General features: G+C 73.6%; 20 protein-coding genes, 1 tRNA gene and 1 pseudogene. 10 read left to right on the top strand and 12 right to left on the bottom strand.

Going from position 1 to position 21,609, the window contains the following annotated elements:
- A pseudogene (locus tag FVA95_RS32615) lies at positions 1-164 on the top strand (integrase core domain-containing protein); the annotation flags it as partial.
- 87 nt (positions 165-251) lie between these two features.
- Positions 252-1,805: an acyltransferase family protein gene (locus tag FVA95_RS03650; RefSeq protein ID WP_240051256.1), complete on the top strand. Its 1,554-nt coding sequence runs from the start codon at positions 252-254 to the stop codon at positions 1,803-1,805.
- Between the two features lie 3 nt (positions 1,806-1,808).
- On the opposite strand, the gene FVA95_RS03655 is transcribed toward FVA95_RS03650, so the two are convergent.
- Complete coding sequence (locus FVA95_RS03655) at positions 1,809-2,036, bottom strand: RNA-binding S4 domain-containing protein (protein ID WP_020621772.1); 228 nt, start codon at positions 2,034-2,036, stop codon at positions 1,809-1,811.
- 33 nt (positions 2,037-2,069) lie between these two features.
- On the opposite strand from FVA95_RS03655, the gene FVA95_RS03660 reads away from it, so the two are divergent.
- The gene (locus FVA95_RS03660; RefSeq protein WP_149662934.1) at positions 2,070-2,672 is read left to right on the top strand and encodes a class I SAM-dependent methyltransferase; all 603 of its coding nucleotides are present in this window, start codon (positions 2,070-2,072) and stop codon (positions 2,670-2,672) included.
- On the opposite strand, the gene FVA95_RS03665 is transcribed toward FVA95_RS03660, so the two are convergent.
- Positions 2,639-3,241, bottom strand: coding sequence for a TetR/AcrR family transcriptional regulator (locus tag FVA95_RS03665; protein ID WP_075308072.1), 603 nt, complete (start codon positions 3,239-3,241; stop codon positions 2,639-2,641). The two genes, FVA95_RS03660 and FVA95_RS03665, sit on opposite strands and share 34 nt — an antisense overlap.
- An 88-nt stretch (positions 3,242-3,329) precedes the next feature.
- Here FVA95_RS03665 and FVA95_RS03670 point away from each other — a divergent pair, with 88 nt between their 5' ends.
- On the top strand, positions 3,330-3,908 hold the full coding sequence (locus FVA95_RS03670) for a dihydrofolate reductase family protein (protein WP_149662935.1): 579 nt from the start codon (positions 3,330-3,332) through the stop codon (positions 3,906-3,908).
- Positions 3,909-3,950: 42 nt separating this feature from the next.
- On the opposite strand, the gene FVA95_RS03675 is transcribed toward FVA95_RS03670, so the two are convergent.
- Together FVA95_RS03675 and FVA95_RS03680 are read right to left on the bottom strand one after the other, a co-directional pair.
- Positions 3,951-4,027 (bottom strand) — tRNA-Met (locus FVA95_RS03675).
- Positions 4,028-4,131: 104 nt separating this feature from the next.
- Positions 4,132-7,053, bottom strand: coding sequence for a UPF0182 family protein (locus FVA95_RS03680; RefSeq protein WP_161992188.1), 2,922 nt, complete (start codon positions 7,051-7,053; stop codon positions 4,132-4,134).
- A 268-nt stretch (positions 7,054-7,321) separates the two neighbouring features.
- On the opposite strand from FVA95_RS03680, the gene FVA95_RS03685 reads away from it, so the two are divergent.
- Positions 7,322-8,326, top strand: a complete 1,005-nt coding sequence (locus FVA95_RS03685) for a PDZ domain-containing protein (RefSeq protein ID WP_149662936.1) — start codon at positions 7,322-7,324, stop codon at positions 8,324-8,326.
- 96 nt (positions 8,327-8,422) lie between these two features.
- The gene (locus FVA95_RS03690) at positions 8,423-10,003 is read left to right on the top strand and encodes a zinc-dependent metalloprotease (protein WP_149662937.1); all 1,581 of its coding nucleotides are present in this window, start codon (positions 8,423-8,425) and stop codon (positions 10,001-10,003) included.
- A gap of 7 nt (positions 10,004-10,010) precedes the next feature.
- On the opposite strand, the gene FVA95_RS03695 is transcribed toward FVA95_RS03690, so the two are convergent.
- On the bottom strand, positions 10,011-10,652 hold the full coding sequence (locus tag FVA95_RS03695) for a M48 family metallopeptidase (protein ID WP_149662938.1): 642 nt from the start codon (positions 10,650-10,652) through the stop codon (positions 10,011-10,013).
- A 91-nt stretch (positions 10,653-10,743) separates the two neighbouring features.
- Here FVA95_RS03695 and FVA95_RS03700 point away from each other — a divergent pair, with 91 nt between their 5' ends.
- The 3 genes from FVA95_RS03700 (at position 10,744) to FVA95_RS03710 (ending at position 13,754) form a co-directional block, all read left to right on the top strand.
- Positions 10,744-11,694, top strand: coding sequence for a hypothetical protein (locus tag FVA95_RS03700; RefSeq protein WP_149662939.1), 951 nt, complete (start codon positions 10,744-10,746; stop codon positions 11,692-11,694).
- Positions 11,691-13,022 carry an AarF/ABC1/UbiB kinase family protein gene (locus FVA95_RS03705; protein WP_149662940.1) on the top strand — a complete coding sequence of 444 codons (1,332 nt, stop codon included), beginning with the start codon at positions 11,691-11,693 and terminating at the stop codon, positions 13,020-13,022. The genes FVA95_RS03700 and FVA95_RS03705 overlap by 4 nt, the downstream gene beginning before the upstream one ends.
- A gap of 315 nt (positions 13,023-13,337) precedes the next feature.
- Positions 13,338-13,754: a VOC family protein gene (locus FVA95_RS03710; RefSeq protein WP_240051249.1), complete on the top strand. Its 417-nt coding sequence runs from the start codon at positions 13,338-13,340 to the stop codon at positions 13,752-13,754.
- A 139-nt stretch (positions 13,755-13,893) separates the two neighbouring features.
- Here the strand turns inward: FVA95_RS03710 and FVA95_RS03715 are convergent, their stop codons facing one another.
- From FVA95_RS03715 to FVA95_RS03730, 4 genes are all read right to left on the bottom strand, one after another.
- Entirely contained in the window at positions 13,894-14,142 is a 249-nt protein-coding gene (locus FVA95_RS03715; protein ID WP_149662942.1) for a hypothetical protein, read from the bottom strand.
- Between the two features lie 65 nt (positions 14,143-14,207).
- A complete protein-coding gene (locus tag FVA95_RS03720) occupies positions 14,208-14,591 on the bottom strand; it encodes a WhiB family transcriptional regulator (RefSeq protein ID WP_304627173.1) in 384 nt (127 codons plus the stop codon).
- A gap of 159 nt (positions 14,592-14,750) precedes the next feature.
- Positions 14,751-15,044 (bottom strand): hypothetical protein, encoded by a 294-nt coding sequence (locus tag FVA95_RS03725; protein WP_149662943.1) that lies wholly within the window; start codon positions 15,042-15,044, stop codon positions 14,751-14,753.
- A 152-nt stretch (positions 15,045-15,196) separates the two neighbouring features.
- A complete protein-coding gene (locus FVA95_RS03730; RefSeq protein WP_161992195.1) occupies positions 15,197-17,293 on the bottom strand; it encodes an ATP-dependent DNA helicase UvrD2 in 2,097 nt (698 codons plus the stop codon).
- Between the two features lie 177 nt (positions 17,294-17,470).
- Here FVA95_RS03730 and FVA95_RS03735 point away from each other — a divergent pair, with 177 nt between their 5' ends.
- Complete coding sequence (locus FVA95_RS03735) at positions 17,471-17,695, top strand: mycoredoxin (protein WP_304442433.1); 225 nt, start codon at positions 17,471-17,473, stop codon at positions 17,693-17,695.
- 82 nt (positions 17,696-17,777) lie between these two features.
- On the opposite strand, the gene nudC is transcribed toward FVA95_RS03735, so the two are convergent.
- The 3 genes from nudC to FVA95_RS03750 are packed head-to-tail and all read right to left on the bottom strand — an operon-like array spanning position 17,778 to position 21,584.
- Positions 17,778-18,803 carry an NAD(+) diphosphatase gene (nudC, locus tag FVA95_RS03740; RefSeq protein WP_149662944.1) on the bottom strand — a complete coding sequence of 342 codons (1,026 nt, stop codon included), beginning with the start codon at positions 18,801-18,803 and terminating at the stop codon, positions 17,778-17,780.
- Positions 18,800-20,194 (bottom strand): pitrilysin family protein, encoded by a 1,395-nt coding sequence (locus FVA95_RS03745; protein ID WP_149662945.1) that lies wholly within the window; start codon positions 20,192-20,194, stop codon positions 18,800-18,802. Before FVA95_RS03745 ends, nudC begins: the two co-directional genes overlap by 4 nt.
- A 49-nt stretch (positions 20,195-20,243) precedes the next feature.
- Positions 20,244-21,584 carry a pitrilysin family protein gene (locus FVA95_RS03750; protein ID WP_193564290.1) on the bottom strand — a complete coding sequence of 447 codons (1,341 nt, stop codon included), beginning with the start codon at positions 21,582-21,584 and terminating at the stop codon, positions 20,244-20,246.
- Positions 21,585-21,609: the final 25 nt, after the last annotated feature.

Genomic DNA, 21,609 nt, shown 5'->3' on the forward strand with positions numbered 1-21,609 from the left:
GGACCCTGGCCGACGGCTGGGCCTACGCCCGACTCTATGAGTCGACCCGCCAACGCAACGACGCCCTACCCGGCTGGCTGCACTTCTACAATCACCACCGCGCTCACTCCGCCATCGGCGGCCAGCCACCAGTCACCAGGCTGACCAACCTCCCTGGACATCACAACTACGCGGCCCGCGACAACGCGGCGAGCATCGTCCAGCACTTCTGGTCGCTGTCCATCCAGGGCCAGTTCTACCTGCTCGCGCCGCTGGTCGTGGCCGGCGTCGCGATCGCGACCCGGCGGGACGGCGCCGACCTGCACCGGCGGCTGACCGGCACGCTGCTCGCCGTCGGCGGGGCCTCGTTCGCGTACTCGGTGTACCTGACGCTGGTGAACCAGCCGCTGGCCTACTTCCACTCCGCGACGCGGATCTGGGAGTTCGCACTCGGCGGGCTGCTGGCGCTGTGGATCTCCCGGATCGAGGACCGGCCGGAGCTGACCCCCGGCACCCGCGCCGTGCTCGGCTGGGGCGGCGTGGTGGCGCTGGTCTCCTGCGGGATCCTGCTGCAGGTCGACCGCGCGTTCCCCGGTTGGGCCGCGCTCTGGCCGACGCTGGCCGCGGCGATGGTGCTGGTCGCCGGGCGGTCCGGGCACCGGTTCGGCGTCGACCACCTGCTGTCGGGACGGGTGCTGCGCACGATCGGCGACCTCTCGTTCCCGCTGTACCTGTGGCACTGGCCGATCCTGACGCTCACGCTGGTGCGCACCGGGCAGGACCGGCTGGACCTGGAGCAGGGCGCCGCCGTGATCGGGGTGTCGTTCGTGCTGGCCTGGCTGACCCACCGGTTCGTCGAGCAGCGGGTCGCCGCGCTCGACGTGCGCCGCGCGCTGCGCACCGGCGGGGTGCTGGCGCTGACGGTGCTCGTCGCGGCGGGGTCCTGGTACGGGCTGGCCGCCGCGCGGGCGTCGACACCGGTGCTGGCGGGCTCGCCGTCGCACCCGGGCACGGGGGCGCTGTCCCCGCAGTTCGACCTCGCCTCGCTCGACCCGGCCGACGCCGAGCTGACCCCGTCGCTGGTGCAGGCGCCCGACGACTGGAGCTACCACCGCACCAGCTGGGACTGCGGGCCGTCCGAGCACGGCGCGGATCTGGAGGTCTGCACGGTGCCCGCGCCGGACCCGGAGACCTCGGAGCGGACGGTCGCCGTGGTCGGCGACTCGCACGCCCAGCAGTACGCCGCCGCGCTCGCGGTGATCGCCGAGCAGCGCAACTGGTCGATGGTGGGCATGTTCCGCGGGGCCTGCCCGATGTCGGTGCGCTCGGAGACCGTCGCCGACGACCAGGGCTGCACCGACTGGAACGCCGCGGTGCACGACCAGCTGGTCGAGATGCACCCCGACGCCGTCCTGACCCTCGCCAGCCGCGACGTGCGCCCCGGGCTGCACGAGCAGACCCCCGAGGGGTTCGTGCAGGCCTGGCAGCGGCTCGACGCGGCAGGGATCCCGGTCGTCGCGGTCCGCGACAACCCGCGGTTCGACTTCAACGTGGTCGACTGCGTCGCCACGCAGGGCCGGGGCGCACCGGACTGCGACGTCGACCGGCACACGCTGTACCAGCCGTACCCGCCGTGGTCGGTGGTCCCGGGCGTCCCGCCGAACGTGGTGTTCGCCGACGTGTCCGACGGCATCTGCGACCCGGCGCTCTGCCGCAGCGAGGTGGGCAACGTGCTCGTCTACATGGACGACAACCACCTGACCGCGACCTACGCCGAGACCCTGGCCCCCACCCTGGCGACGGCGTTCGACCACCTCGGCTGGTGAGCCTCAGGCCGGGCGGAGGCTCCGCCCGGCCACCGAGACGACGTCGCCACGGCGGAGCTGGGCGCCACGACGGTGCTCCGGCGCCCCGTTGACCGTGACCTCGCCCGCCTCGAGGATCTCGCGGGCATCCGCGCCGTCCTCGGCCAGTCCGGCGAGCTTGAGGAACTGGCCGATCCGGATCGGCTCCTCACGGATGGGGACGTCCTCGGGGATCGGCTGTGGTGTCGGCATGCACCCAGTGTCCCCGCCGTAGCATCACCCGGCGTGGGTGACCACTACTTCAGCGCCACGCCGTCCGTCGCGAGCCACCGCGGGACGGTGCGCCTGCACACCTCCGACGTGGATCTGTCGCTGGTGACCGACACCGGGGTGTTCTCGCACAGCCGCCTCGACCGCGGGACGAAGGTGCTGCTCGACACAGCGCCGATGCCGCCGGTCCGCGGGCCGCTGCTCGACGTCGGCTGCGGCTACGGCCCGATCGCGCTCACGCTGGCCAGCCGGCGCCGTCGGCGGCCGGTGTGGGCGGTGGACCTCAACGAGCGCGCGCTGGGCCTCACCCGGGAGAACGCCGAGGCGGCCGGGCTGGGCAACGTGACCGCCTGCCGGCCCGAGGAGGTCCCGGACGACGTGACCTTCGCCGGGATCTACTCCAACCCTCCGATCCGCTCGGGCAAGGCCGCGCTGCACGAGCTGCTGCTGCGCTGGCTCCCGCGGCTCCTCCCCGACGGGCGGGCCTACCTGGTGGTGGCGAAGAACCTGGGCTCGGACTCGCTGCAACGGTGGCTGAGCGACGAGCAGGGCTTCCCGACGACCCGATTCGCCTCCGAGCGCGGCTACCGGGTGCTGGAGGTCGCACCGGCGCCCTGAGCGGGCGGGAGCAGACCGTCGACGAGCGCGTCGACGACGGCGTCGGTCGGGGTGTCCGGGTCGATGGACAGGGTCAGCCGGTCCAGGAGCAGGCCGTCGACCGCGTAGTGGAACAGCGCGATCTCCGCGGGCCCGCCGGGCAGCCCCGCGGCCCGGTTGTAGGCGACGTCGCCGGCGAACGCGGCGCGGAGCCACTCCCCCATGACCTCGGCGACCTCCGGCCGCCGGGCGGCCTCCAGGCGCAGCTCGAACAGCGCCAGCGTCACCTCGGGTTCGGCGCCGAGCCGGCGCACGACGTCGCGGATGTGGTCGGCGAACATCGCAGGCCCGGCCTCCCCCGCCCGCAGCCCGGCGACGGTCTCCGGATCCGGCGCCAGCCGCTGCCCGATCCGGTCGGCCAGCGCACGGACGAGCTCGGCGCGGGTCCGGAAGTAGTTCGACGCCGTACCGGTCGGGACACCGGCCTCCCGGTCCAGCGCGCGGTGGGTCAGCCCCCGGGCGCCCTCGCGGGCCAGCACGGCCAGCCCGGCGTCGGCCAGCCGCTGCCTGCGGTCGTCGTTGCGTGCCATACCGACACCGTAGACGAACCACGACGCCTGTTGTACTTTCGATCAACCACGACAACAGTCGTGGTTGATCGACCCCGGAGGTCTGCCCGTGCGTGAACTCGTCTACTACGTCGCGGTCTCGCTCGACGGCCGCATCGCGGCCCCCGACGGCTCCTTCGACGCCTTTCCGCAGACCGGCGACCACATCGACATGATCCTGCGCGAGTGGACCGACACGATCCCGGCCGTCGGGCTGGGGATGCTCGGGCTGACCGCGGACAACACCCGCTTCGACACCGTGCTGATGGGGTGGAACACCTACGCCGCGGGCCTGTCGGTCACCGCCGACCCGTATCCGCACCTGGAGCAGTACGTCCTGTCCCGCAGCCGCCCCGCCGACACGGTGCCCGCCGGGATCACCCTGACCGGGCGCGACCCGGTGGAGCTCGTCCGCGAGCTGAGACGGCGCGACGGCGCCGACATCTGGCTCTGCGGGGGCGGGCGACTCGCGACCGCGCTGGCGGGCGAGATCGACCGGCTGGTGCTCAAGGTGAACCCGGTCGTCCTCGGGGCGGGCACGTCCCTGTTCGACGACGCCGGCGGGTACCACCCGCGGTCGTGGGAGCTGGTGCGGTCGACGCCGTACCGCTCGGGCGTGGTCGTCGCCGAGTACGCGCGGACCCCCTGACAGGACGAAGGCCCCCGGGGTGTCCCCGGGGGCCTTCGTGAGTGGTAGCGGGGGCAGGATTCGAACCTGCGACCTCTGGGTTATGAGCCCAGCGAGCTACCGAGCTGCTCCACCCCGCGCCGAACGGAACCGCGTGCGTTCCGTCTGTGTTGTAGGCACAACCCTACACACCGGGCCGGACCCCACCCGCAGGGGGGTCCGGCCCGACGAGGATCAGCCGCGATCAGCCGCCGGCGCTCTGGAACGCCGCGACCGCACGGTCCAGCGCCGCCAGCGCCTCGCCCTGTTTGGCGAAGTCACCGGACCGCTGGGCCGCCTTGAGGTCGTTCAACGCCGTGCGGATCTGCTGCGCCGCGGTCGCCTGCGCCGCGTTGGGCGCCGCCGGGGTCTGGGCGCCCTGACCGTTCGGCGTGGTCGGGGTCGTGGGCGTCGTCGGCCGGCCGGGCTGCCCGGTCGTCGGGGCGGCTCCGCCCGCGGCGGCACCGGCGCCGGCGCCGAACACCTCGTCGAGAGCCCGGGACAGGCTCGCGTCGTAGCCGAGCCGGTCCCCGTAGAACACCAGGACGCGGGCCAGCTGCGGGTAGGTCGAGTTGTCCTGCCCGCCCGCGCGCTCGATGTAGACCGGCTCGACGTAGAGCAGACCACCGGCCACCGGCAGCGTCAGCAGGTTGCCGTAGTCGATCGTGGTCTGGTTCTGCCGCAGCAGGTTCAGCTCCGACGACACCTCGGGCGAACCGAGGAACCGGGCCTGGACCTGCTGCGGGCCGAGCGTCTGGGTCTCGTTCGGCAGCTGCAGCACGGTCAGCTTCCCGTAGGTGTCGGGGTCCGAGCTGGCCGAGACGTAGGAGGCGAGGAACTGCCGCCGCAGGCTCACCAGCGCACTGGTGAGCTGGAACGACGCGCCCTCCTGCCCCGGCAGCCCGGCGTAGATGTAGTACGGCGGCTGCGCGTCCTGGCTGCCGCCGTTGCCGCCCTGCACGGTCGGGTCGGACGGGACGTCCCAGAACGACACGGTGGAGAAGAACTCGTTCGGGTCGTCGACGTGGTAGCGGGTCAGCAGCTCACGCTGGACCTTGAACTGGTCCTCCGGGTAGCGCAGGTGGGCCTGCAGGTCCGGGGTGATCGCCGAGCGCGGTTCGACCGTGCCCGGGAACGCCTTCTCCCAGGTCTGCAGCACCGGGTCGGTCTCGTCGAAGGCGTAGAGCTTCACGGTGCCGTCGTAGGCGTCGACGGTGGCCTTCACCGAGTTGCGCAGGTAGCTGATCGTGTCGTTCGGCAGCTGCTGGCCGTTCGGCCCGAGCCGCGAGTCCGACGTGGCGTCACCCAGCTGCACGCGCTCGGCGTAGGGGAAGTTCTGCAGCGTGGTGTAGCCGTCGATGATCCACTGCACCCGCCCGTCGACGACGGCCGGATACGGGTCGTTGTCCAGCGTCAGCCACGGGGCCACCGCCTGCACGCGGTCCCGCGGGTTCCGGACGTACATGATCTTCGAGTCGGCGTTGATCGAGTTGTTGAACAGGATGTTCCGCTCGCCGTAGGCCAGCGCGAACACCGTGCGGTTGAACAGCCCGCCGATCGGGACGCCGCCGGCCCCGGTGTAGGTGTACTGCGCCTCGTCGGAGTCGTACTCCCGCGGCGGGGTGCCCGGCTCGGCACCGACGATCGAGTACTGGTTGTCGAGCAGCTCGCCGTAGTAGATGCGGGGCTGCTGGACGGGCACGAAACCCTGCTGCTGGGTGTCGGAGACCTGGAAGTTCGGCAGACCGCCGGAGCCGCCCGCGTCCTCCAGCGCCTCGTTCACCTGGTTCGCCGGCGCGGCCACGATCCCGTTGCCGTGGGTGTAGACCAGGTGCCGGTTGATCCAGTCCTCCTGGTTGTTGACCAGGCCGTTGGCATTCATCTCGCGCGCCGCGACGACGTAGTCGCGGGTCTGGCCGCCGACGGTGTAGCGGTCGATGTCCAGGTTGGGCGAGAACCCGTAGAAGTTCCGTCGCTGCTGGAGCTGGGTGAACGTGCGGTTGAGCTTGCCCGGGTCGAGCAGCCGGATGTTGGGGATGGTGTCGGTGTCGGCCCGGACCTGGGCCGGTGTGGCCTCCGACGTACCCGCGTAGGGCGTGATGTCGACCTTGTCCGGGCCGATCCCGAACGCGTCCCGGGTCGCCGCGATGTTGCGTTCGATCGACGGGGCCTCGTTGACGTTCGCGTTGGGCGCGACGACGAACTGCTGCAGCACCAGCGGGAACGCCGTGCCGACCAGGATCGAGGAGACCACCAGCATGACCACGGCGACGGCCGGGATCTGGAGGTTCTGGCGGAACGCCGCGACGAAGAACGCCAGCGCACAGATCACCGCGATGACCAGCAGGATCAGCTTGGCGGGCAGGACCGCGTTGAGGTCGGTGTAGGTGGCGCCGTAGAACGTCTGCGCGTTCCGGTTGGACCACAGCAGGTCGTAGCGGTCGAACCAGTAGGCGACGGCCTTGAGCAGCACGAACACCCCGGCGAGCACGGCGAGCTGGGCCCGCGCGGCGGTGGAGACGAAGCCGGAGCGGCCCGACAGCCGGATGCCGCCGAAGATGTAGTGGGTCACCAGCGCGAGCACGAAGCAGATCGCGACGGCGACGAACAGCCAGTTCAGGCTCATCCGCAGGAACGGCAGGGTGAAGGCGTAGAACCCGATGTCGTTGCCGAACTCGGGATCGGCCCGGCCGAACGGGGTGCTGTGCAGGAACATCTGCACGGTCTGCCACTGCGCCGGCGCCGCGAGACCGGCGATCAGCCCGATCACGACCGGCACGCCGACGGCGAACACACGCAGGCGCTGGATGATCGTGGTCCGGTAGCGCGCGACCGGGTCCTCGGGGCCGGACACCGGCACGAAGACCGGGCGGTACCGGTAGGCCAGCCACAGCGTCAGCGCGACCAGACCACCCACCACCAGGGCCACGACCCCGAAGAGCACGATCTGGGTGAACAGCCGGGTGAGCTGGACGCTCCGGAAACCGACCTCGCCGAACCACAGATAGTTGACGTAGAAGTTCAGCAGCCGCGAGCCACCGAGCAGAAGCACTACGAGGACGCCCGCGGCGACCAGCAGGATTCGGGTTCGGCGGGTCAGCGACGGCGCTCCCACAGGGGGCCGCATGGACGACACGGGCACACTCCACAGTTCGGGTACGACACGTGGAGAGCGCGGCCGGCTGGGGCGACGGCACGGTTCTCCGAGGGCAACTGTACGGAGGTTCGGTGAAGTCGCCGTCGGGTCCCGGCGTGTCGGGACGAAAACGACACATCGGGCAGCTCTGCACCGGCACCCCGACCCGCATCGTCGCAGGACGGACCGGGGTCGGGCGCACCCCCGCCGTCGCACGATCGTAGGGTTCCGTTCCGTGGGCGTTCGATCTTCGACGTGGGTGACCGCGGTCCTCGTACTGCTGGCGCTCACCGCGGTCGGGACGGTGGTCCCCGCGCCGGTCGTCGCCCTCGGGCCCGGGCCCACGTTCGACACCCTCGGCGAGGTCGACGGCACGCCCGTGGTGTCGGCGGAGGGGCTGCCGACCTACCCGACGACCGGGCACCTGAACATGACCACCGTCGGCGTCACCGACGGGATCTCGACGCTGCGGGCCCTGGGCATGTGGGCCTCGGGCACCTACCGGCTCGCGCCGCGCTGGTCGCTGTACCCGCCCGGCGAGTCCACCGAGCAGGTCACGCAGGCCAACCAGCAGGAGTTCGACGGCTCGATCGCGAACGCCGAGGCCGCGGCGCTGAACCACCTCCACCTGCCGACCCGGGTCACGGTCGGCGCGCTGACCCCCGGCTCGCCGTCGGCGGGGGTGCTGGAGCCGGGCGACGAGATCCGCGCCGTCGGCGCGACCCCGGTGACTTCGGTCCAGGGGCTGCTCGACGCGACGGGCGCCGCGCGCCCCGGGGAGCCGGTCACCCTCACGATCCGGCGCGGGGACGCCGCGCCGCGCCGGGTCACCGTGACCCCGGCCGCCCACCCGGACGACCCGGCGCGGGCCTTCCTGGGCATCACCCCGGCCACCTCCCCCGCCGAGGGGCAGAAGCTGACCATCTCCCTGGGCGATGTCGGCGGCCCCTCGGCCGGCCTCATGTTCAGCCTGGCGCTGGTCGACAAGCTGACCCCGGGCCCGCTGACCGGCGGCCGGTTCGTCGCCGGCACCGGCACCATCGACGCCGAGGGCCGGGTCGGCCCGATCAGCGGCATCCGGTTCAAGATGCTGAAGGCCCGCGAGGTCGGCGCGCAGACGTTCCTGGTGCCGGCCGCGAACTGCGCCGAGGCCGCCGAGGACGCGCCCGACGGGCTGCAGCTGGTGCGGGTCGGGACCCTCGACGAGGCGGTCGGGGCGCTGACCACCCTCGACACCGGCGGTACGCCCGCCGGATGCTCCTAGTTCCCCGGTCCGCCCGCAGCGAACACGGCCCCACCAGGCCCGATCCACCGGCCGTGGGGCGGCGACCAGCCCCCGGCCCCGCGTACGGTGGACGGCATGAGCGACGTCCCCTTCGGCTTCGGCCCCGCCGACCGTGACCCCGACCGCGAGCCCGGCGACCAGCCCGACTCGGGTTCCGGCGACGCCTCCGGCAAGGACGGGGGTGCGTCGGGCACGGGCGGAAAGGGTGAGCCCGAGGGCCCGAAGGACCCGTTCGGCTTCGGGTCGCACCCGCAGTCCGACGACCCCTCGGGGCCGTCCGGCGGCGCGGGCCAGAACCCGTTCGCGGCGTTCGGCATGGGCGGGCTCCCCGGCATGCCGGGCATGCCCGGCGGCGGCCAGTTCGACATGAGCCAGCTCGGCCAGATGCTGTCCCAGCTCGGCCAGATGCTCTCCAGCAGCGGCTCCGGCGACGGCGGGCCCGTCGACTACGACCTCGCCGCCCAGATCGCCACCCAGCAGCTCGCGCAGTCGACGTCGTCGCTCACCGACGCCCAGCGCAGCGGGGTCGCCGAGGCCGTGAAGCTCGCGGAGCTGTGGCTCGACCCGGCGACGTCGTTCCCCTCCTCCGGCGGCGAGGTGAAGGCCTGGACGCCCTCGGACTGGGTGCGGGCCGGGATGCCGACCTGGAAGCGGCTCTGCGACCCGGTGGCGACGCGGCTGTCCTCGGCCTGGGTCGAGGGACTGCCCGAGGAGGTCCGCGGCGCGGCCGGCCCGATGCTGGGGATGCTCGGCAAGATGGGCGGAATGGCGTTCGGCAGCCAGCTGGGCCAGGGCCTGGCCCAGCACGGCAAGGAGGTGCTGACCTCCACCGACCTCGGCATCCCGGTCGGCCCGGAGCGCACGTCGGCCCTGCTGCCCGAGGCCGTCGCCCGGTTCACCGAGGGCCTGGACCGCCCGGCCGGCGAGGTCACGCTGTTCCTCGCCGCACGCGAGGCCGCCCACCAGCGGCTGTTCACCCACGTCCACTGGCTGCGCGAGCGGCTGCTCGGCGCCGTCGAGGAGTACGCCCGCGGCATCACCGTGGACACCTCACGGATCGAGGAGCTCGCCCGCGGGATCGACCCGTCGAACCCGGAGTCGATCCAGGAGGCCATGCAGTCCGGCATGTTCGAGCCGGAGGACACCCCGGCGCAGAAGGCGGCGCTGGCCCGGCTCGAGACCCTGCTCGCCCTGATCGAGGGCTGGGTGGACACCGTCGTCGCCGATGCCCTGACCGAGCGCCTGCCCGGGGCCGAGGCGATGCGCGAGACGATGCGTCGCCGCCGCGCCTCGGGCGGACCCGCGGAGCAGGCGTTCGCGACGATCGTCGGGCTGGAGCTGCGGCCGCGGAAGCTGCGGGCCGCGGCGGACCTGTGGAAGCTCCTGGGGGCCGAGCGCGGCGTCGAGGGTCGCGACGCGGTCTGGGCGCACCCCGACCTGATCCCGTCGGCCGACGACCTGGACGACCCGGCCGCCTTCGTGCGCGGCGGCACGGCCGGCGGGGCCGTCCCGGACGACCCGATCGCCGAGCTGGAGCGCCAGATGGCGGCCGACGCGGAGAAGAAGGCCGAGTCGTCCGGGTCGTCGGAGAAGCCCTCCACGGAGGACACCGACGGCACCGACGGCGAGGACGGGACGGGCCGGTCGGGCTCCTGAGCCCGGCTCAGGTCCCGGTCGCGCGGACCGGCTCCACCCCGGGGCCGGTCCCGCCGAACCCGCCGACCTCTCCGTCAGCGTCGGCGGACCCGTCGGTCTCGTCGGCGGTGGCCGGGTCGCCGTCGACACCGCTGATGCCGAGCTCGGCGGCGGCGTTGAGGCCCTCCAGGTAACCGATGGCCCGCTCGGTGCGCGGGTAGCGGCGCACCCAGGACCAGAAGACGTCGTCGTGCGCGGCGGACAGCAGGTGGGCCAGCTCGTGCACCAGCACGTAGTCGACGACCCAGCCCGGCGCGTCCCGCAGGCGTTCGCTGATCCGGATGGTGGCGTCGTCGGGGGTGCAGGACGCCCAGCGCGTGCGCATCACCGGCACCCACCGGATCGACGACGGCCGCGCCCGCCCCTCCAGCCAGCGCTTCGACAGCTCCTGGCCGCGGCGCATCAGGGCCTCGTCGTTGTCGCGGCCCGGTGAGCGGCGACGTGCCTCACTCGCCTCGACCCGCTTCACCATCTCGGCGACCCAGTCGCGTTCCTGCTCGGCGGACATCCAGCCCGGGATGAACACGACGAGCCGCTCCCCCTCCCGCCGGGCACTGACCATGCGCTTCCGGCGGGCGCTGCGTCGGACCTCTACCGGGGGACTCGCCATGGCTCCAGGGTAGGCCGCCGCGGTTCGCGGGTGCGAACGGCGCGGACGCGTTCCGGCCCCGTCACCACGCGGACCGGGCACCGTGGCCCGGGTGACCGGACTGCCCCCACGGCTCGCGCTCGCCGCCCACCTCGCCGTCCTCCCCGCCGGACCGCGGGCCCGCCGGATCGGGTCCGGCCCACCCCGGGCCCGGCTGCTGGAGGAGCTGTCCCCCGCCGCCGTCGCCGCGCTGGACCGGCTCGTCGACGGCCCGTGCGCGACCGGTGCGCTCACCCGGGGCGACGACGAGGTCGCGGTGCTGCTCGCCGTCCTGTGGCGGGCGGGGCTGCTCGCCGACCCGGACGTCGAGGACCGGGTCCGGCGGCGCCGGGAGGGCACGCTCGTCGAGGTCCGCGGCGCGGACGCACTCGCCGTGGCGGTCGTCGCCGGGCTGGCCCGGGCCGGGATCGGACAGCTGTACCCGCAGGTCCATGGCGTGACGGGCGCCGACGACGTCCTGGCCGGGCTGCCGGTGGGGCCGGGCCGGGACCGCGAGGGCGAGCTGCGCGCCTTCCTGCGCGACGCGGGCGTCGGCACCGATCCGCCCCGGCGGGTCCCCGCGGACCTGGTGGTGCTCGTCGGCGACGGGCCGGTGCCGCCGGAGTCGCCGATGGAGCATCTGTTCGTGGCCCTGCGCGACGGCCGCGGCGTGGTCGGGCCGCTCGTCCTGCCCGGCCGGGGGCCGTGTCCCGACTGCGCCGGGGCGCCCCGCACGGCCGGGGGGTCGTCGTCGGCGGCACCGCACGTGCTGGTCGCGACGGCGGCGGTGGCGGTCGGTCAGGTGCTCACCGCCGTCGACGGGCCGGTGCGTGGCGGGGCGCCGCCCGCATCGTGGGGCGCGGTGCTGGAGGTCGGCGCGGACGCGGCGACGGTCGTCACCCGACCGGGCTTCCGACGCCCCGGCTGCCCCTGCGGCACAGCGGCCGGGCCGGTCCCGGACGGTGCTCCGGGGCCCACCGCGCCGTGCGGGACCACCCCGGCCGGGTGGACAATCATGGCGTGAGCGACATTCCCCGACGGACCGTCTCGCGCACCGCCAAGCTCGCCGGCCTCCCGCTCGGCGTCGCCGGACGTGCCGCGGCAGGATTCGGGCGCCGTCTCACCGGTGGTGACCGCGACGAGATCGCCGCCCAGCTCGCGGCCAAGAGCGCCGAGCAGCTGTTCGAGGTGCTCGGCGAGCTCAAGGGCGGAGCGATGAAGTTCGGGCAGGCGCTGAGCGTGTTCGAGGCGGCCGTGCCCGACGAGTACGCCGAGCCCTACCGCGAGGCACTCACCAAGCTGCAGGCCGCGGCGCCGCCGATGCCCATGGCCGACGTCGACTACATGCTCACCCAGCAGTTCGGGCGGTCGTGGCGGTCCCGGTTCACCGACTTCGACGAGACCCCCGCCGCCTCGGCCAGCATCGGCCAGGTGCACCGCGCGGTCTGGAAGCGCGACGGCCGCGAGGTCGCCGTCAAGGTGCAGTACCCCGGCGCCGAGGAGGCGCTGCGCTCGGACCTGCGCCAGCTCGGGCGGATGAGCCGCATCCTGCAGCCGCTGGTCCCCGGGATGGAGATCAAGCCACTGGTCGCGGAGCTCAAGGACCGCATGGAGGAGGAGCTCGACTACCGCGACGAGGCCGCCTACCAGCGCGAGTTCGCCGCGTTCTACGAGGACGACCCGGACGTGAAGATCCCCCGCGTGGTCGGGTCCGCACCCAAGGCCGTCATCACCGAGTGGGTGCAGGGCCGTCCGTTGGCCTCGATCATCCGCGACGGCACCCGCGAGGAGCGCGACCACGCGGGCAACCAGCTGGCCCGCTTCCACTACTCCGCGCCGGACCGCACGCACCTGCTGCACGCCGACCCGCACCCCGGCAACTTCGGGATCCTCGACGACGGCCGCCTGCTCGTCCTCGACTTCGGCGCCGTCGCCCGGATGCCCGACGGCATGCCGCCCGAGCTGGTCACGATGACCAAGTACGCGCTCGAGAGGCGCAGCGGGGACCTGATGGCCCTGATGCGCTCGGCCGAGTTCGTCCGCGACGGCGCCCGGATCGAGTCCGAGCAGATCCTCGGCTACCTCGCACCCTTCACCGAACCGCTGGGGACCGAGGAGTTCCACTTCAGCCGCCGGTGGATCCAGCAGCAGGCCGAGCGGGTCGGTGACCTCCGCAGCCCGGAGGCGGCCATCGGCCGGTCGCTGAACCTGCCCCCGCGGTTCCTGCTGGTGCACCGGGTGACGATGGGGACCGTCGGCATCCTGTGCCAGCTCGACTCCCACGTGCGGCTGCGGGAGATCGTCGCCGAGTGGCAGCCGGAGATGTTCGAGCCGGACGCCCCGACGGGCTGACCTCTCCCCTCGCTCCACCGGTCCTCCGGGCAGGGGTGTGCTGTCGTCGCTCTGCTCTGCTCACCGATACGCAGCACTGCAGGTGAGCGCCGTCTCCGGGTTCACAGCGGAGCCAGGGGCGCCCGGTCGAGCGCGGCCCGGCCGGGCTGCCACCACTGCGCGCTCGACGGGTTGTCCCGGCGCGTCGACCAGCTGCCACCCCGACGACTCGGCATCCGGTTCGCTCGGACCGGACAGCCGCGCCATCGGCCGATTGACATACCGATGGTATGCTGACTTCGTTCACATACCGACGGTATGCAAAGAGGGTGCACCGTGCTCCACAGCTGCTACCCGGTCCTCGCGACGGCCGACCTCCCGGCCGCCCGCGCGTTCTGGACCGGGCCGATGGGATTCGAGAGCGTCTTCGACGCCGACTGGTACGTCAGTCTCCGGCGCGGGCGCTTCGAGCTCGCCCTGCTCGACCGGGACCATCCGACGATCCCGGCGGCGTACCGCGGGCGGTCGACCGGCGGGATGCTGGTGAACATGGAGGTCGACGACGTCGACGCCGAATGGGACCGCCTCGTCGTCCGCGGCGGCCTGGAGGCCCTGCTCCCGGTGCGGGACGAGGCATTCGGACAGCGGCACTTCATCGTCGCCGGGCCGGACGGGGTACTGGTCGACGTGATCACCGAGATCGCCCCGTCGCCGGAGTTCGCCGACGCCTTCGCCGGCTCGCAGGCCCCCTGAGCTGCGGTGCTGCGTATCGGTGAGCAGAGCACAGCGACGAGCAGGCACCCTCCCACCCGAGGAACAGCAGGTCCCGGACACGACGGCGCCCCGCCCGGACGCGGGTCCGGACGGGGCACCGACGGGGTCGGCCGCAGGATCAGCCGGCGCGCAGCCGCGCCCGTTCGGCTCGGGAGGCGGCCCAGGCCGCGATCCAGGACCAGCCGCGGCCCGCGGTGATCCGGCGCGCGAGCCGGTGCTCGGCCGCCACCCGTTGCGCTTCCTGCTGATGAGATCTCGCCAACGCTTCCTGGATGAGCGTCATCACGTTCTCCTGGTTCACGAGGTGGGACGAACGGTCGGTGTGGGTCATCGGTCGCACGGCCGGTGCCGGCTTCAGGTCGTTCATGTCGGTCTCCTCGGGTCTGGTGGGTCGGCGGTGCCGCGGTGCGGGTCGCGCCGGTGGTGCTGTGGTCAGCGGCTCGCGGCCAGGGCCAGTGCCCGGTCGCGCTCCAGGTCGGCCTTGCGGGGACGCCCCCTCGGGCGCTTGCGCGGGATCACCCGACCGTGGTCGAAGATCTCGCCTCCCCACACGCCCCACGGCTCGGCGCGCTCCAGCGCGCCCTCCAGGCAGGCCTGCCGGAGCGGGCAGCCGCCGCAGCGGGACTTGGCCTCCTCCAGCTCGGCCGGGGCCTCGGCGAACCACAGGTCGGCGTCGCCGTTGCGGCAGGGCAGGGCCGAGCCGCGGCCGGACGGCCCGCTCGGCACCGACCGGAGCCGCACCTGGTCGGGTCCGACGCCGGCGCCGGACTGCTCGGTGATCATTCCGCCGTCACACGGAACGGATCGCACGTACACGATCGACCTCCTCGATCGAACTTCTCTGCTACAGGTCAGGACCGGTCTGGTCAGGGTGTGTCATCTCTCGGGACGGAATCCGGGACAAAAAATCGGGGCCGCGGAACCCGTGTGCGTGGGTTCCGCGGCCCCGATGGGACTCGCTGGGTGCTGAGGAGGTCAGGTACCCCCTCGGCGCCCGGGAACGAACGCAGCTGTGCACTTGTCATCGAAGATCGGGCCGGCGACCGCGACCGGCATGCCGCCCTGCGGGTACACCTCACCCGTGGAACGGAGCGTCGACGGCGCGAGCAGCGCCACCCCCTGCTGACGACGACGGACGCCGGACTCCGCGGTGACCGCGATGCCCGCGTGAGCGACGTCGTGCGCGACGACGGTCTGCTCCGGGACGCACACCGGGGCCGGGACGGACAGGGTGGTGCCGATCAGGTCGGTCGTGTTGATCGTGCCCATCTCGTCACCTCCTCCGGTTCCGCCCGCGGTCTCCCGCGCGACGCGTCTGTGTCAGGAGCGTGGCGCTCCACCTGGCGCCGACGACACTAGAAGTGCTGCACACGGCACGGCAACCGATTATTCGAAGTCTCGCCGGAAGTTCACGCAGATCCCTACCGAAGAGGGGGTCGCGTCCCCTCCGCCTCGTGCTCGGCGAGCACCCGGAGCACCTCGTCGCCGTAGCGGTCCAGCTTGGCCGCGCCGATCCCCGGGATGCCGACCAGGGCCGACGGGCCGGCCGGCCGCTGCTCCGCGATCGCGGTGAGCGTGGCGTCGGTGAGCACGACGAAACCGGGCACGTCCTGCGCCTTCGCCTCCGCCGCCCGCCACTGCTTCAGCCGGTCCAGCAGCTCCAGGTCCACATCGGACGGGCAGTCGTCGCAGCGGAGGAGCTTGGTGGCGGTGGTGCCGAACAGCGGGGTCCCGCAGACGCGGCACTTGGGCCGGGCGCCCCCGGGGCGGCGCTCGCCGGCCACACGGGACGCAGGGTGCGAGTCCGGGATCAGTCCGTAGAGGAACCGCGAGCGGCGTCGCTTCGGTCCGCGCCCGGAGGCCCGGGACAGCGACCACGACATCGACAGCACCCGCCGGGCGCGGGTGACGCCGACGTAGAACAGCCGGCGTTCCTCCTCGACGGCGGCCTCGTCGTCACCCGCGTGGCCGATGGGGAGGGTGCCGTCGGCGAGTCCGACGAGGAACACCGCGTCCCACTCCAGGCCCTTCGCCGCGTGCAGCGACGCCAGCGTGACGCCGTTGACGACGGGCGCCTGCGCGTGGTCGGCGCGGGTCTCCAGCTCCACGCACAGCCGCTGCAGATCGGCCTGCGGCTCGACCGCCGCGAGCTCCTCGGCGACGCCGACCAGCGCCAGCAGCGACTCCCACTGCGCGCGCAGGGTGGCGCCCTTCGGCGGCTCGTCGGTCAGCCCGGCGCGCGCGGTCAGCACCGCGCGGGTGACGTCGACGAGGTCGGTGCCCGGCCGCTGGTCCGGCGCCGCGGTGCGCAACGCGAGCATCGCCCGGCGGATCTCGGGCCGGTTGAAGAACCGCTCGCCGCCGCGGATCTGGTAGGGCACTCCGGTGTCGGACAGGGCCTGCTCGAACGCCTCGGACTGGGCGTTGATCCGGAAGAGCACCGCGATCTCCGACGGCTCGGTGCCGTCGTTGATCAAGGTCAGGATCCGGCCCGCGACGGCGGCGGCCTCCCCTGCCTCGTCGTCGTGCTCGGAGAAGTCCGGGTCGGGCCCCGGCGGGAGCTGCCCGACGAGCTGCAGCCGGGACCCTGCGGGCCGGTTGCGGGCCGCGCCGATCAACTGGTTCGCGCAGCCGACGATCTGTGGGGTGGAGCGGTAGTCGCGCTGCAGGCGCACGACCGCGGCGTCGGGGAAGCGGCGCGGGAACTCCAGCAGGTAGCGGGGCGAGGCGCCGGCGAAGGTGTAGATCGTCTGGTTGGCGTCGCCGACGACGGTCAGGTCGTCGCGGTCGCCGAGCCAGGCGTCGAGCAGGCGCTGCTGCAGCGGGGTCACGTCCTGGTACTCGTCAACGACGAAGCACCGGTAGCGCGACCGGAACTCCTCGGCGACGCCACCGTGCTCCTCCAGCGCGATCGCGGTGTGCAGGAGCAGGTCGTCGAAGTCGAGCTGCTCGCTCGCGTTCTTCAGCTCCTCGTACGCGGCGTAGACGGCGGCCACCTGCTCGGCCGGGCCGGGCGTGTCGCGACGACGGCGGGCGGCCTCGGCCGCGTAGTCCGACGGGGCGACCAGCGTGGATTTCGCCCACTCGATCTCGGAGGCGAGGTCGCGCAGCGCGTCGGAGTCGGTGCCGGCGCGGGCGCGGGCGGCGGCCTGGCCGACGAGCCGCAGCTTGCCGTCGAGCAGTGGCCACGGGCTGCCCCCGACCATCTGCGGCCAGAAGTAGCGCAGCTGACGCAGCGCGGCGGCATGGAACGTCCGGGCCTGCACCCCGGACGCGTCCAGCGCACGCAGCCGGGTGCGCAGCTCCCCCGCGGCCCGGGCGGTGAAGGTGACGGCCAGTACCTGGCCGGCGGCGACGTGGCCCGAGGTCACCAGGTGCGCGATCCGCCGGGTGATCGTGCGGGTCTTGCCGGTGCCCGCCCCCGCGAGGACGCACACCGGGCCGCGCGGTGCGTACACCGCGGCCCGCTGCTCGGGGTCCAGACCGTCCGCGCCGACCGGGGCCGCCGGGTCCGGCACGGCGCGGGTCGCACGGGCGGGGCGGGCGGCGGATCGGGACGGCACCCACCCATCCTGACACCCACCCCCGACGGTCACGGGTCGCCCGTCCCGCCCGTCCGGGTGCCGGGCAGGTCACAGCCGACGGGGAAGAATCCGCGGAGCTGACCGGTTGTACCCGACATGGCGGACCTGACGATGTACACGACCAGCTGGTGCGGCTTCTGCCGTCGGCTCAAGCTGCAGCTCGACCAGGCCGGCATCGGCTACCGCGAGATCGACATCGAGCGCGAGCCGGACGCCGCGTCGTTCGTCGAGAAGGCCAACGGCGGCAACCGCACGGTGCCGACCGTCGTGTTCCCGGACGAGTCGGTCGCGACGAACCCCAGCTTCTCCGAGGTGAAGACCCGACTCGGGGTCTGACACCTTCCCTGATCTCCCACCACGGAGCGCGACGGCCCGCCACCGGTACCTCACCGGGGCGGGCCGTCGCTTCGTCCGCGGGTCAGCTCCCGGCGGCCGCCCAGGACTCCAGCATGGTGCGCGCGATCGAGACCTTGCCCGGCAGCATGACGACCGGGCCGTCGCCGGGGTCGGGCTCGTCCCGGGAGCCCCAGTCGCCGCGGGCCAGTGCCGCCCGCAGCGTGTCCCGGGTGATCCACAGGGCGTCGGCGATCTCGCCGTCCTGCGGGGTCAGCGGCACGTCCGGGTCCCCGATCGCGTGGAAGCCGACCATCAGCGACCGCGGGAACGGCCACGCCTGGCTGCCGAGGTAGCGCACGTCGGACACCGCGATGCCGACCTCCTCCGAGATCTCGCGGTGCACGCACGCCTCCAGCGACTCGCCGGACTCCACGAACCCGGCGAGCACCGAGTAGCGCCCGGCCGGCCACACCGGCTGACGGGCGAGCAGGACGCGGTCCGCGCCGTCGTGCACCAGGCAGATGATCGCCGGGTCGGTGCGCGGGTACTCCTCGTGGCCGTTGTCGCAGATCCGGGCCCAGCCAGCGTTGTGCGGGCGCGTGCGGGTGCCGTCGATCGCGCAGAACCGGGCGCGGTCGTGCCAGTTCAGCGTGGCGACCGCACCGGTGAGCAGCCCGGATCCGAGCGGGTCGAGGAACGCGCCGGCGGCGCGCAGGTCGGCCCACTCCCCCTCGCCGGTGAAGATGTCGCTGTCGGCGGTGCGTTCGGTCCCGACACGCACCGCCCAGTACGGGACGCCGTCGCGTTCGCCGAGCAGCACGGCCTCGGCCGGCGGCTCCGCGGCGACGTCGGTGCCCGCGCGGGTCCGGACGTGCCCGCCGCGGCCCGCCGCGTCGTCCCAGGCGGCGGCATCGACCTCGCGGAACTCGCGGCCCGGCTCGACCTCCCAGTCGACCGGGGTGCGGCCCGACTCGTCGACGACGACGACACGTGCCTTCGCCCAGGTGTCGCGCACGTAGCCGGGGTCGAGGCGCCGGTTCTCGTCGCGGGACAGCGCGTTGCGCGACAGCACCGGCTCCTCGGTGAGGGAGAAGTCCCCGCGGCTCATCGCCCGCCTCCGCGGACCACGCCGCCGAGCGCGGCGAGCGGTGGCCCGATCACGTCGGCGTCCCCGACGATCACCCCGGTGAACCGGGTCGGCGCGAACAGCGCGGTGGCGGCTTCGGCGACCTCGTCGACGGTCACCTCCTCCAACCGGCGCGGCCGGTCCCGGAGCCAGTCGACATCGAGCCCCGCGGCGGGCAGCGCGGACAGGGTGCCGGCCAGCGCGGACTGGCTGTCCAGCGAGATCAGCAGCGAGCCGATCGCGTAGCGACGGGCCGAGGTGACCTCCTGCTCGGCCGGCGGGACCGCCACCATGCGGCCGAGCTCGTAGCGGGTCTCGAGCAGGGCGGCGGCGGTGACGTCGGAGGCGACGTCGGCGTCGAGGCCGAGCACCGCGCCGCCGGGCACGAACTCCTGGCCGGAGTGTGCGCCGTAGGTGTAGCCCTTGTCCTCCCGGATGTTCTCCATCCAGCGCGAGGAGAAGTAGCCGCCGAACACGAGGTTCGCGAGCTGGAAGGCGGTGTAGCGCTCGTCCGTGCGGTCCAGGCCGGGCGCGGTGAGGCGCAGCTGGGACTGCACGGAGCCGGGCCGGTGGACCAGTTCCAGGTCACCCGCCTGCGGCATCGGCGGGGCGGACAGCGACCGGGCGGGGTGGTCGCCGGTCCATCCCCCGAGCCGGCGGGCGACCTCGGCGATGGCGGCCTCGGGGTCGATGTCGCCGACGAGGACCAGGCTCGCGCCGTCCGGGACGACGACGTCGGCGTGCAGCTCCCGCACCCGCTCCGGGGTCACCGCGGCGACCGCCTCGGCGGTCGGCATCTCCGAGACGATCGGGTGGTCGCCGAAGCGGCGGCGCATCAGCGCCTCGCGGGCGACGGTGCGCGGCTGCGCGCGAGCGACCGCGATCCGCTCGGCCAGCCGGGACCGCTCACGGGCGACCTCGGCGTCGGGATGGGTGGCGCCGGTGAGGACGTCGGCGAGGACGTCGAGGACCGTCGGCAGTCCGGTGGCCAGTGCGGAGCCGCCCGCCTGCAGGTACTCCGGGTCGACGGCGACGCCGAGCTCCCCGCCGACCGAGGCCAGTGCGTCGTCGATGCCGATCCGGTCGCGGCCCGCGGTGCCGGTCAGGACGGTCTCGGCGAGCACCTCGGTGCCCGCGGTGCGGGCGGCGTCGGCGACCGGCTCCGGAGAGGCGGCCGGGATCCGCAGGACGGTCTCGACCAGCGGGACCCCCGGACGGTGGGCGGCCAGGACGGTCAGCCCGTTCGGGAGGGTCTCGGTGAGCACGTCCGGCAGCGGCACCTCCTTGGTGCGGCCGAGGGACGGCAGCGGGCGGGGGCCGCGCTCGGTGCGGCCGATCTCCTCCGCGCTGCGGTGGGTGCGGTCGGCGCTCACGCAGGGCCCCCTTCGGTGTGGTTCACGGTGCCGGGGCGGGTCGGGGCGCTCACGCGTCGCCGTCCCCGGCCGGTTCGGCGGTCGGCTCGACCAGCAGGACGGCCCGCCCGGAGGACCGCAGCCGGGCGGCCGCGGCGGCGACGTCGGCACCGGTCAGCGCGGCCAGCCTGCCGGGGAGCTCGACGGCGAGCTCGGCGCGGCCGTAGAGCAGCTCGCGGGCGCCGAGCCCGAGCATCCGGTACATGACGCGGTCGTCCTCGCGGTGCAGGGCGGCGACCCAGCGGGCGGTCTGGCGCGCCAGCTCCTCGGTGTCGGGGCCCTGCTCGGCGAGGCGGTCCAGCTCCTCGTCGACCGCGGCGGTGACCCGGTCCGCGGACACCTCGGCCGGATGCACCGCGGTGATGGTGAAGGTGTCGGGGTCGCGGGCGTCGAACGGGCCGCCCATCAGGCCGTTGGACGCCGAGACGTCGGTGACCAGGGCAGCCCCGTCGGCGCCGCCGTGGACCAGGCGGCGCTGCAGCCGCGAGGCCTCGCCGTCGGCCAGGACGGTGGCGAGCATGGCGTGGGCGAGGTAGGCGTCTGGCTCGGCGGCCGGGTCGGGAACGCGGTAGCCGAGCGCGAGCGCGGGCAGCGGGGCGTGCGCGTCGGCCACCGCCTGCCGGCGCTCGGCACCGGGAGCGGGCTCGGCGAACGACGGCCGCTGCGGGACGGGCCGGGCGGGGATGTCCCCGAAGTGCCACTCGACCAGGGCCAGGGTGCCGTCGACACCGTGCTCGGACAGGTCGCCGTGCACGGTGACCAGGGCGTTGCCCGGCGCGTAGAAGGTGTCGAAGAACGCGGCCGCGTCGTCCAGGCTCGCCTGCTCCAGCTCGGAGAAGTCGCCGTAGCCGTTGTGCGCGTTCGGGAAGGTATCGTAGAGGACCGGGGGCAGCAGGATCCACGGGAACCCGCCGTAGGGGCGGTTGTGGACGTTGAGCCGGATCTCCTCCTTCACGACGTCGACCTGGTTGCGCAGGTTCTCGACGGTGAGCTTCGGGGCCCGCAGCCGGTCGGCCTCCAGGAACAGCGCCCGTTCCAGCGCCGCACCGGGCAGCACCTGGAAGTAGTCGGTGTAGTCCTGGTGGGTCGAGCCGTTGAAGATCCCGCCCGCGGACTGGACCTGCCGGAAGTGCTCCAGCTTCTCCAGGCTCTCGCTGCCCTGGAACATCAGGTGCTCGAACAGGTGCGCGAAGCCGGTGCGGCCCTGCGGCTCGGAACGGAAGCCCACGTCGACGTGCACCGAGACCCCGACCACCGGGGTGGCCGGGTCCGGGACGACGAGCACGCGCAGCCCGTTGGCCAGCGTGGCCCGGTGCAGCTCGAGAGCGGATTGGTCGGCGATCACGGACACGGGAGCGAGGCTATCCCCCACCCCC

The sequence above is a fragment of the Pseudonocardia sp. EV170527-09 genome (assembly GCF_008369905.1).
GTDB lineage: Bacteria > Actinomycetota > Actinomycetes > Mycobacteriales > Pseudonocardiaceae > Pseudonocardia.